The following is a 10,395-nucleotide window of genomic DNA, read 5'->3' on the forward strand; positions in this document are numbered from 1 at the left end:
GCTTGAAAAGGGGTAGGGGCTTGCCGCACGCTGTGTCCCTTCGCGGACACGCGGTTCGCGCAGCTCACCTTCAGGTTCGCAGGCTCCACCATGCTCTCCGTCCTTCTCGCCGGGCTGCTCACGCAGACGGCGCCGTCGGTCTCCACCCGCCAGCAGGGCGTGCCCATTGGCCGGGGCGACACGGTTCCCAAGGTGGTGTTGAGCGCGCCGTCCGGCGGGTGGACGGTGGACCGGATGCTGAAGATCGAAGGCACGGTGAGCGACCCCTCGGTGGATCCGGTGGTCGTGTCCATCAACGGTGACCGCTACCTGATGCGCACCCAAGGGGGGCGCTTCAGCCGCAAGTTCCCCGCGGCCAGCGGCAAGAACGTGGTGACGGTGATGGCCACCAACAAGGGTGGCACGGCGCGCGCGCAGGCGACGAGCTACGCGCAGGTGCCCTCGGTGCCGCTCAAGGCCATCCTCACGAGCGACACGGACGGCGTCTACACGGACCTGCACATCTACGAGCCCACGGACGCGAGCAGCGCGGGTGACACGCTGGACGTGACGTCCATGGCGCACGTGTACTGGGCGAACACGGAGAGCCCGTCCGGCGGCACGTTCTTCCTCAACGAGCAGGGCGGCGACTTCGACCAGCCGGCATACGGCCCGTACCTCTACATCCACCGCGCGCCGCCGAAGGGCGTGTACCTGGTGGCGACGAACTACTGGCCCAGCGGTGACAAGGCGCACACGGTGGCCACGCTCAACCTGGCGCTCTTTGAAGGCACGCCGGGCGAGGTCCGCCGCCGCGTGCGCATCCCGCTGGCGACGCCGGGCACGACGCGCGTGCTCGCGTGGGTGAACATCCTGGGAGACGGGCAGGCGGAGGTGTACGTGCCGTCCGCGGATCCGAAGCCCAAGGGGAACGGCTGGCCCACGAACCTGGAGGAGGCGGTCAAGGAGCTCCAGAAGAGTGGTGACGGTGGCGGTGGGGGAGACGAAGGCTACTGAAGCGACCGGCGCTCCCGGCTCGGCCCCGCCATGCGCGTCCTGATGCTCACGTTGTTGTTGAACGCGGGTCCCGCTCCGTCCGGGACGGCCCCCGTGCGTGAAGGTGCGGTCATCGCGTCGGAGCCCGTGGCCGCGGAGACTCGCGCGCGGCTGCTCCGCCGGGAGGTCGCGCAGGTGGCGCTCGCGCAGGTGAAGGCTCCGGACGCCGCGTGGCAGCCGGCGCAGCGCGACTGCGCGGGCCTCATCCGCTACGCGTACCGCACGGCGTACCGGCGCGTGGCTTCCGAGCGCCTCGCCTCTCCGCTGTGGAAGGACACGCGCGGCGGACCTTCCGACTTCGCGGACGCGGAGACGCTGATCAGCCGCAGCTTCGTTCCGCTGGGCCGGGGCGTGGACGCGCGCGAGCAGCTTCGCACCGGGGACGTGGTGGCCTTCCGCCAGGAGCACGACGCGGGCCCCGTCTTCCACCTGATGCTCGTGGTGCGCCCGGAGGACCGGGCCCATGCACCCGCGCGCGTCGTCTACCACCCCGGTGAGGCTGGAGCGCGCGTGCGCACCGGCATCCTGGACTCACTCGCCACCGAGGCGCCGCTGGAGTGGCGCCCCGTGCCGGCCAACGCTTCCTTCCTCGGCTTCTTCCGCTTCAAGGAGTGGATGTCATGACGTCTCCCGTGAGCCCGCCGACCCCCGCTGGAGGCGGAGGCAAGGGCCCCTCGTCCGCCGTGCGCATCGCGCTCATCGGCGCCATCGTCGTGGGCGTGGGCGTGGGGGCCTTCGTCATCGGCCGCAAGAGCAGCGGCGGTGGCGGTTCCGGCCCCGCCTTCTCCTCCGGTGAGCCCAAGGGCCCGCCGTCCGCGGGCGCCACCGTGGAGGGCATGCCGGAGGTGTCCTCCGAGCCCACGAAGATGGAGGTGCCCGGCGCCACGGCGCTCCCCGCCATCTGGGTGGACGTGCACTCGCCCGTGAAGGTGCGCGACGCGCTGGCGCGCAACGCGTGGTTGAAGTCTCAGTGGGACAAGCCACTGGGCCAGGGCTTCGCGAGCGGCTGGGCCGCGTTCCTGGGCTCCACCGGCACCGACCTCAAGGCGTCCTTCAAGGGCGCGGTGCTGGACGTCGTCGTCGGGCAGTTGCTCGACACGCCGTTCCGCACGGTGTGGTTCTCTGGCGACGCGCGCGTGGGCACGCCCGCGCTCATCGTGCCGAAGGCGAACAAGACGTCGCAGTCGGCATGGGACGCGCTGGACTCCGTGGCGAAGCGCGGAGAGATGGTCGCGGACAGCTGCCCGACCGGCGGGGAGAAGGTGCCGGACGGTGGCTTCCACCTGTCGCGCTGGCTCGTCGCCGAGCAGACGGTGTGGGCCGCGCGCTCCGCGGACCGGCTGGTGCTGTCGCGGCACCCGGTGGTGGTGCTCCAGGCGCTCTGCACGGCGCTGCCGGAGCTGGACGCGGACAGTGGCGTGGACGTGGAGGTGGGCTTCGACCCGAACGCCTACGGCCGAGAGGCACAGCTCTTGACCCACGTGCTGGGCCTGGGCGAGGACACGCGGCTGCAACTGCGCGTGGACGGCGACCGGCTGGTGGCGAAGGGCATCGCCGGGAAGGTCGGCGGGATGTCGGTGGCCGTCGGCAAGCCCCTCTCCGACGACCTGCTCAAGCTGGTGCCCGAAGACACGCCGGTGCTGTTCGCGTTCCGGCTCACGCTGCCGGAGTCGCTGGAGCCCGCGCAGCTCAAGGCCTTCTGGAAGGGCGAAAGCCGGGCCCAGATGCGCATGCGCCAGGTGGCCCTGGCGTGGACGCCGCGCGGAAGCGCGTCGATGGAGCCAGAGCTGGCCCTGCTGTGGGGCGATGAGGAGGACGCGGAGGGGCTGTCCGCGCTGTTCTCCGGCGGCGCGCGGACGCTGGTGCGCACCACGCTGTGCAAGCACGTGGTGCTGGCCACGAGCCAGCAGGAGGTGGAGCGGCTCCAGAAGGCGTGCGAAGGCCGCGCCCCCAACATGCTCAACGCCGCGGGCCCCGTGGTGGCGGGGCTGCGCGCGCCCTCCACGGTGCTGCTGGGCGTCAACATGGGGCGGCTGCTCAGCGGGCTCGCCATGGACGGCTACACGTCCGAGGCGCGCGTGGACCGCTCGTCGCCCATGCCCAAGGCGCTGCCCCCTGAAATCGAAGCGGCCCGCCGCGACCTGGAGGCCCTGCCGTACCTGGGCTTCCGCGGCAACGCGCAGGGCTACGTCATGGCGTCGGAAGGATTTGGGACATGAAGACCTCCGTGCGTTTCGCGGCATTGGCCGCGCTCCTGTTGTCCGGCGTGGCGCTGGCCAAGCCGCTCTACATCACCGTCCCGCGCTCCTACGGCAGCAGTGAGCCGGTGGCCGTGGACGTCGCCTTCGAGGACAAGGGCCCCGTCGAGCTGCGCGTGCTCCAGCCCGCGAACCTGGACGCGTTCATCCGCGCGCAGGGCGACCTGCGGCGCGCGTACGAGACGCCGCCCACGCTGCTCAACCCGGGCCGTGGCCTGAGCCGCGGCCTCAACGCGGTGCGCTCGCCGGGCATCGTGCTGATGGAGGCGCTGTCGCCCGACTTCCGCCAGGAGGTGGGGACGTCGCTGCCGCCGCCGCCGGGAGAGTCCTCGTCCAGCGAGCCGTTGGCGAAGGTGGCGGAAGGGCCGGAGAAGCTGGTGGGCACGCCGCCGGGCTTCTCCGTGGTGCGCAGCCAGTGGCTCAACCTGGACCTGGGCGGCGCCAACCGGGACTTCAACGTGCCGGGCTTCGACACGGGCGACAGCAGCAGCGGCTTCCAGGAGCGCCGCGTGCTGCTCGCGCCGCTGCCCGCGGGCACCTACGTGCTCCAGTTGGTGCAGGGCCGGGTGGAGGGGCAGGTGGTGCTCGTCGTCAGCGACGTCACCGTGCAGCTCAAGCAGACCGACGGCCAGGTGCTGGTGCGCGTGGCGGGGAGGGATCAGCAGCCGCGCGCGAAGGCGCAGGTGCAGGTGTACCTGCCCACGGGCAAGGGCCCCGCGGGCACCACGGACGACAAGGGCGAGGTGACGCTGGCGGTGACGGAGCCGCGCATCATCGCGACGGTGACGTCCGGGAAGGACACGGCCATCGTGGACACGGACTTCTACTCCACGCTGGCGGTGGCGCCGGACGTGTTCATCTACAGCGACCGGCCCGTCTACAAGCCGGGCAACGAGGTGAAGTTCCGCGGGCTCGTCCGTCAGCCGGACACGTTCCTCGCGCGGCTCTTCACGCCGAAGAAGCGCGACGTGCGCGTGAAGCTGATGTCGCAGGAGGGCCGTGAAATCATCACTCGCGCGGCGGTGGATGAGTTCGGCGCGTTCAACGGCACGCTGAAGGTGCCGGCCGACCTGGGCACGGGCGTGCTGCGCATCGAGGCGGACCTGGACGAGCACCCCCACCAGGGCGAGGCGCGCGTGCAGGACTACGTGAAGCCCACGTTCTACCTGGAGGTGCAGCCCGCGTCGGAGACGGTGGTGCCCGGCCAGACGGTGAGCGTGACGGTGCGCGCGCGCCGCTACGCGGGCGGCGTTCCCAAGGGCGCGAAGTACGAGGTGTTCCTCTACCGCAGCCTGCTGGACGCGCCCGCGTGGGTGGACGACTCCGGCCGCGGCGGCCAGGGCAGCGCGGTGACGTACGGCTCCGCCTCCAGCAGCGAGGGCAAGCTGAGCGTGCCGGAGCGGCTGTACTCGTCCATCGCGGAGCGCCAGGCCGCGGGCGACCCGTGGTCCTCCGCGAGCGAGTTCGACGCGGAGGGCGAGGCCCAGGTGGAGGTCGCCGTGCCCCCGCTCGGCGCGGGCGAGGACCGGCTGCCGTACCGCTACAGCCTCACCGTGCGCGCGCGGGATGATCAGGAGACGTTCGCCACCGGCACCGCCGCCTTCTTCCTGTCGAAGGTGGAGGTGCTGGGCGTGGCGCGGTTCTCGGATGCGGTGGTGCAGAAGGGCTCGGACGCGCAGCTGTCCGTGCGCGCCACCACGCTGTCCGGCAAGGGCTACGGCGTCACCACGGGCGAGGTGGACTTCGTGCTGGTCCGCGCGGACGGCAGCGAGAAGACGCTGGGCACGCAGACCTTCACCACGCAGCAGGACGGCACGTCGCGCCAGAAGGTGCCCACCACGGACGTGGGCCGGGTGCTTGCTCGCGTGACGGTGAAGGACAAGAAGGGCGAGGAGTGGACGGGCGAGGAGTCGCTGCTCGTCATCGGCGGCGCGGACGAGCCCGTGGCTCAGGTGCCCAACCTCACGCTCGCGTCGCTGTCCGGCACGCTGGAGCCGGGCAACAGCGCGAAGCTGGTGGCGCTCATGCCGGACGGCTGGGGCCAGGACGGCAAGGACGTGGGGCCCGTGTGGGTGACGCTGACGGGCGCGAACCTGTACGGCACCGCGGTGGTGCGGTTGAAGGGCCGCACGCTGGTGCACTCCTTCCCGGTGGAGAAGCGCTTCGGCAGCGCGGTGTACGCGTCCGTGGCGTACCCCACGGCGACGGGCCGCTGGGAGGAGCGCACGGTGGCGTTCCGCGTGGTGCCCAAGGAGCGCACGCTCACGGTGGCGCTGCAGCCTCGCCGCGCGGAGGCGCTGCCGCTCACGGAGCAGGCCATCGACGTGCGCGTCACCGATAGCGACGGCAACGGCGTGTCCGCGCAGCTGTCCGTGGGCGTGGTGGACAAGGCCGTCTACGCCATCCAGTCCGAGTTCCGCCCTGGCGTGCTGGACTTCTTCTATCCGCCGGCGCGCGACAACGTGACGAACTTCTACTCGGCGGAGTTCCAGGGCTACGGCTACGGCGAGCAGCTGGCGCGCAAGATGGCGGGGCTGCCCGACCACGCGTTCGCGTCCATCAAGCCGCCCACCCGCAGCGCGAAGGACCTGGAGAAGGACACGGCGCACTGGGACCCCGCGGTGGTGACGGACCGGGACGGGCGCGCGACGGTGCGCTTCACGCTGCCCTCCAACCAGACGCTGTGGGTGGTGACGGCGGTGGCGGCGGACACGTCCGGCCGCTTCGGTGAGGGCACGGCGGAGTTCGCCACGCGCGGCGGGCTGAACGTCTACTCGGCGCTGCCGCAGTTCCTGCGTGAGGGCGACGAGGCGCTCGCGTCCGTGCGGCTGTCCGCGGGGACGAAGTCCAAGGGCAGCCAGGTGCTGGACGTGCGGTTGCAGCCGGGCGGCGCGCTCCAGGCGGACGCGCTCCAGCGCAAGGTGGAGCTGGGCGAGGGCGGCGAGCAGGTGGTGCCGGTGACGCTGCACGCGTCGAAGACGGGCCCGGCGCAGCTCTCCGTGGACGTGGTGGGCGGCAAGGATCCGCTGCGCGACCTGAAGCGCTTCGACGTGGCCCCGGCCGCCGTGGAGGACGCGGTGCAGGTGAGCGCGTGGGGCGGCGGCGCGCTGGCGCTGGAGGCCCCGGAGGCGTCCGCGTTGACGCGCGTGGAGCTGGTGCTCCAGCCGTCCACGGTGGACGCGGCGCTCTCCAACGTGCGCGAGCTGCTCACGTATCCGTACGGGTGCCTGGAGCAACTGGTCTCCACGACGGTGCCCAACGTGGCGGTGTACCAGGTGCTCCAGAAGGCGGGCGCGCTGGACAAGCTGGACACGGATTCGCAGGCGCTGCTGGCGGAGGCGCGCAGCCGCTCCGTGCAGGGCACGGCCCGCATCCTGGGGCTCGCGGTGAAGGGCGGTGGCTTCACCTGGTTCGGTGGCTACAGCGAGCCCAGCCTGCCGCTCACGCTCATCGCGCTGGACGGCCTGTCGTACGCGTCCGAGGCGGGGCTGGTGGACCGCGACGACGCGCGCATCCAGGAGAGCGCGAAGTGGCTGGAGGCGCAGGAGGGCCTGTCGACGGAGTACGACGCGACGCGCGCCTACGTGCTCGCGCGCCTGCAGGGTCCGCGTCAGGCGGCTCGGGTGCGCGCGCTGGTGGAGGCCGCGAAGCCGGGGGATTTGTACCCGCTGGCGCTCGCGGTGCTGGCCGCGGAGAAGGCGGGCGTGATGAAGGAGCCCGGCCTCCAGGGGCGCATCCAGGGGCTGGTGAAGGAGAGCGGCGAGGGCTTCGCGAAGCTCGCGGGGCTCCGGGGCGACGCGGAGATGTCCGAGGCGTTCTACCGCTTCCCGCTGCGGCGCGTGGGCCTCACCGCCATCACCGCGCACGCGGCGTCGTTCGGGTCGCTGGATGTCACGCGCGCGCGCAAGCGCATCCTGGAGATGCTGAGCGAGCCGGGCCTGTCCACCTTCGACCGGAGCACGGCGCTGTTGCACTCGCTCTGGCTGGTGGAGCGTGACGCGAAGGCGTTCAAGGGCATGGCGCCGCCGGAGGTGAAGGGTGCTTCGGCGCCGGTGAAGTTCACGACGCGCGGCATGGGCCTGGTGGCCACGCTGCCGGCGGGGACTCGCACGGTTGACGTGGGTGGCTTCGATGGCGTGGCCACGCTGCGCGCCGCCGCGATGACGCCGCTCAAGGACGTACAGCCGCGCGTGAACGGCATGTCCGTGGAGCGCGCGTACTACGTGCTGCGCGAGGGCGGGAAGGTGAAGTTGGACGCGGGCGTGCAGGTGACGCAGGGCGAAGAGGTCTACGTGGAGCTGACGCTGGACGCGCGCGGGGAGAACCGGGCGCGCTCGGCGTACTACGTGGTGGAGGACGCGGTTCCGGCGGGCTTCGTCCCGCTCCAGGAGGACAAGTCCTTCCGCGGTCCGCCGCACTCGCTGCCGCTGGCTCCGGAGGCGCTCAAGCGCCGACAGTTGGACCCCTCGCACGCGACGTTCTTCTTCGAGGAACCGGCGTGGTGGAGCGACAGCCCTCGCACGGTGGGCTACGTGATGCGCGCGCAGTTCGCGGGCACGTTCGCGGCGCCGCCCGCGACCATCGAGGACATGTACTCGGCGCGCATCCGGGGCCGCACGGCGTCGGACGTGTTGAAGGTGGTGCCCTCGAAGACGTCCGTGAGTGACCTGTAGCCCATGGGGTGGGCCGTCGCCGTCGCCGTGCTGTTGTCGGCTTCGCCCACCTTCGTCACTCGGGGGGATGTGACGCCCGAGGCGGACCTGCGCCGTGAGGCCCAGGCCGCATGGACGTCACTGGAGGCGCAATACGCGGCGCAGGCGGGTGGCCTTCCCACGAGGGCCCCCGCCACCGTGACGATTCAGAAGGGCACGTCGCTGACTCCCGAGCGCAACGCGCAGGGCCGGCCCGGCGTGGTGGAGCTGCGGCAGAACACGCCCGGCGTGCTGGACGCGAAGACGCGCACGGCGCTGCGGCATGAGCTGGCGCATCAGTTGCTGTGGTGGGCCTGTCCCGCGTCCAGTGAGGACCGGCTCTTCCACGAAGCCTTCGCGCTGACGGTGAGCGGCGAGCTGCCCGCGTGGCGTGACGGTCCCTATCAATCGCTGTCGCGCGCGGCGAAGGAGGTGGCGAGCGCGCCAGCGGTGGACACGTCGCGAGCGAGAAGGGGACTCGCGCGCATCCTGGGTGAGCACACGGGGTTTCCCGCCGCGCTGACGCGCAGGCTGCGCCAGTGTCATGACGGAGCGCGGTGGGCAGCGCCCCTGACGGTGGAGGAGCTGGCGGACGTGGCGGTGCTCGCGCCCGAGGCGGCCACGGTGGTGGTGAGCCGGCACTCGGGAGAGGTGTTGTTCTCGGAGGGCGACGTGCGCCGCGCGGTGCCCTATGGCTCCACGCTCAAGCCGTTCCTGTACGCGGCGGGAACCGTTGTCGCGCGAGGAGGTGCTTCGCCTGGCGATGCCAGCGGCTCCGGCGCACGTTCGATGACGGTCGTTGCACCCGAGGGGCGCGGCACCGCACTCCTGGGCTCGGGCCGTGTGGAGTCCGGCGCACCTGCGAAGACCGCGGCCGCCACACCCGAAGGTGCGGGGCATGCTGCTCCGGAGGCCAACGCGCCCCCACTGCTCGCGCCGCGCCAGGGCGTGCAGGAGTGGGCTTGCGGCGCGGGCCTGCCTGCGAAGGTGGACGCGCGGCTCGCGCTCCTGCGCTCGTGCAACGGCTGGTTCCTGGACTGGGAGGCCACGGGCCTCGCACCGAAGGCCTTCGGTGTCTGGGGCCCCGTGCTGTCCTCCGTGGGGCTCACCGGCCTGCCCACGGACATGACGGAGGCCATCGGGCTCCGCTCCGCTCATGGCCTGTCTCCGTGGGGCATGGCGCAGGCGTACCGGTTGCTCGCGGAGGCGCGGCCGGACGTGCTCGCGCTCCTCACCGGCAACGTGGACGAAGGCACGCTCAGTGGCCTCTCCACATCGAAGGCCCTCAAGGGCGTCGCCACCAAGACGGGCACCGTGCGCGACGCCGCGAGCCGCCCGCAGTTTGGATGGATCGCCGCCGTGGACGCGGACCTCGTCGCCGTCATCGTGCGACCCGGCAAGATGCCCCGGCACTTCGTGGATGAACTCCCCGCGCTCCTCACCCGCGTGCGCCGCCAGGCGGGACTGGAGGCCGCGCGAGTGCAGGTGCTCGGCCTGCTGCCCTCCGCGACCGTGGAGGCCCGCTGCTCGGGCGCCGGCTTCTCCCTCGATGACGGCACTCCGCGCGCCGCGCCACCGGACTTCTCGCGCCTGGATGCGCTCACCGCGAAGGGCCCCTCCGTCTGCCTGGGCAGCCCGTGGCGCATACGCTTCCCGGACGGCCCCGACGGTGGCCGCGACTACGCGGGCGTCTTCACCTGGTCCACGCCTCCGCCGTATCGCCCGCCACCCGGCGTGCCCACCACGCCCAGCGCCCTCAAGGCCCGGCGTGGCTCCGACTTCGTCTTCCGCACCACGCGCGTGCAGTACACCGCCGGGGTCGTCGCCGCCGAGGACGTCACGCTCAAGGGCGAAGCCCGCGTCGCCCTGGCCCGCGTCGCCGCGCACAACGAGCGCCACGCCGACACCCGCCACTCCGGCCGCGCCCTCTGCGACACCACCCACTGCCAGGCCTTCCGAGGCACCGTGCGCATCCGTCCGGAAGAGACCCGCGCCCTCCAGCTCCCAGCCTTGAAGTGGGACGCGTGGCTCACCTTCTCGCAGGGCGGCGACACCCCGTGGCGCGAAGCCCGCCCCCGGACCGAGGTGGAGGCCCTGCTCGGCACGAACCTCGTCTCCCTGCGCTTCGAGTCCGGCCGCGTGCGCTACCTGCGCACCGAAGGCACCCCCGTCGCGCCCTACGAGGACGCGCGCTCCCTCCCGTGCGACACGCTGCGCGCCGGCCTGAAGCTCCCCTCCTGCCCCCAGCGCGCCTCCTTCGACGGACCCCAGGTCCTCTTCGAAGGCCAGGGCCGTGGCCACGGCGAAGGCCTCGACGTCGAAGCCGCCAAGGCCAGTCCCGGCCTCTCCAGCGACGCCCTCCTGGAGCGCGCCTTTGGAGCCTGGGGCACCCGGTCTCCCACCCCCTGAGT

General features: G+C 72.2%; 5 protein-coding genes. All 5 read left to right on the forward strand.

All coding sequences use genetic code 11. The annotated features are described in order from the left end of the window. Positions 1 to 90: 90 nt before the first annotated feature. Genes D7Y15_RS39865 through D7Y15_RS39885 form a run of 5 tightly spaced genes read left to right on the forward strand, consistent with a single transcriptional unit; the run spans position 91 to position 10,393 of the window. Positions 91 to 996 carry a DUF2135 domain-containing protein gene (locus D7Y15_RS39865; RefSeq protein WP_121755832.1) on the forward strand — a complete coding sequence of 302 codons (906 nt, stop codon included), beginning with the start codon at positions 91 to 93 and terminating at the stop codon, positions 994 to 996. A 30-nt stretch (positions 997 to 1,026) separates the two neighbouring features. Beyond that, positions 1,027 to 1,659: a DUF1175 family protein gene (locus tag D7Y15_RS39870; RefSeq protein ID WP_121755833.1), complete on the forward strand. Its 633-nt coding sequence runs from the start codon at positions 1,027 to 1,029 to the stop codon at positions 1,657 to 1,659. Then, positions 1,656 to 3,254, forward strand: a complete 1,599-nt coding sequence (locus D7Y15_RS39875) for a hypothetical protein (protein WP_172814827.1) — start codon at positions 1,656 to 1,658, stop codon at positions 3,252 to 3,254. Before D7Y15_RS39870 ends, D7Y15_RS39875 begins: the two co-directional genes overlap by 4 nt. Beyond that, entirely contained in the window at positions 3,251 to 7,966 is a 4,716-nt protein-coding gene (locus D7Y15_RS39880; protein ID WP_121755835.1) for an MG2 domain-containing protein, read from the forward strand. The genes D7Y15_RS39875 and D7Y15_RS39880 overlap by 4 nt, the downstream gene beginning before the upstream one ends. 3 nt (positions 7,967 to 7,969) lie before the next feature. Further along, entirely contained in the window at positions 7,970 to 10,393 is a 2,424-nt protein-coding gene (locus D7Y15_RS39885; RefSeq protein WP_121755836.1) for a hypothetical protein, read from the forward strand. Positions 10,394 to 10,395 lie beyond the last annotated feature (2 nt).

The sequence above is a fragment of the Corallococcus sp. AB030 genome (genome assembly GCF_003668965.1).
In the GTDB taxonomy this organism is placed as follows: Bacteria; Myxococcota; Myxococcia; order Myxococcales; family Myxococcaceae; genus Corallococcus; species Corallococcus exiguus.

Bases quoted from the DNA above. Each gene is read 5' to 3' on its own strand.
- D7Y15_RS39865 (WP_121755832.1), top strand. From the start codon at position 91: ATGCTCTCCGTCCTTCTCGCCGGGCTGCTCACGCAGACGGCGCCGTCG.
- D7Y15_RS39880 (WP_121755835.1), top strand. From the start codon at position 3,251: ATGAAGACCTCCGTGCGTTTCGCGGCATTGGCCGCGCTCCTGTTGTCC.
- D7Y15_RS39870 (WP_121755833.1), top strand. From the start codon at position 1,027: ATGCGCGTCCTGATGCTCACGTTGTTGTTGAACGCGGGTCCCGCTCCG.
- D7Y15_RS39885 (WP_121755836.1), top strand. From the start codon at position 7,970: ATGGGGTGGGCCGTCGCCGTCGCCGTGCTGTTGTCGGCTTCGCCCACC.
- D7Y15_RS39875 (WP_172814827.1), top strand. From the start codon at position 1,656: ATGACGTCTCCCGTGAGCCCGCCGACCCCCGCTGGAGGCGGAGGCAAG.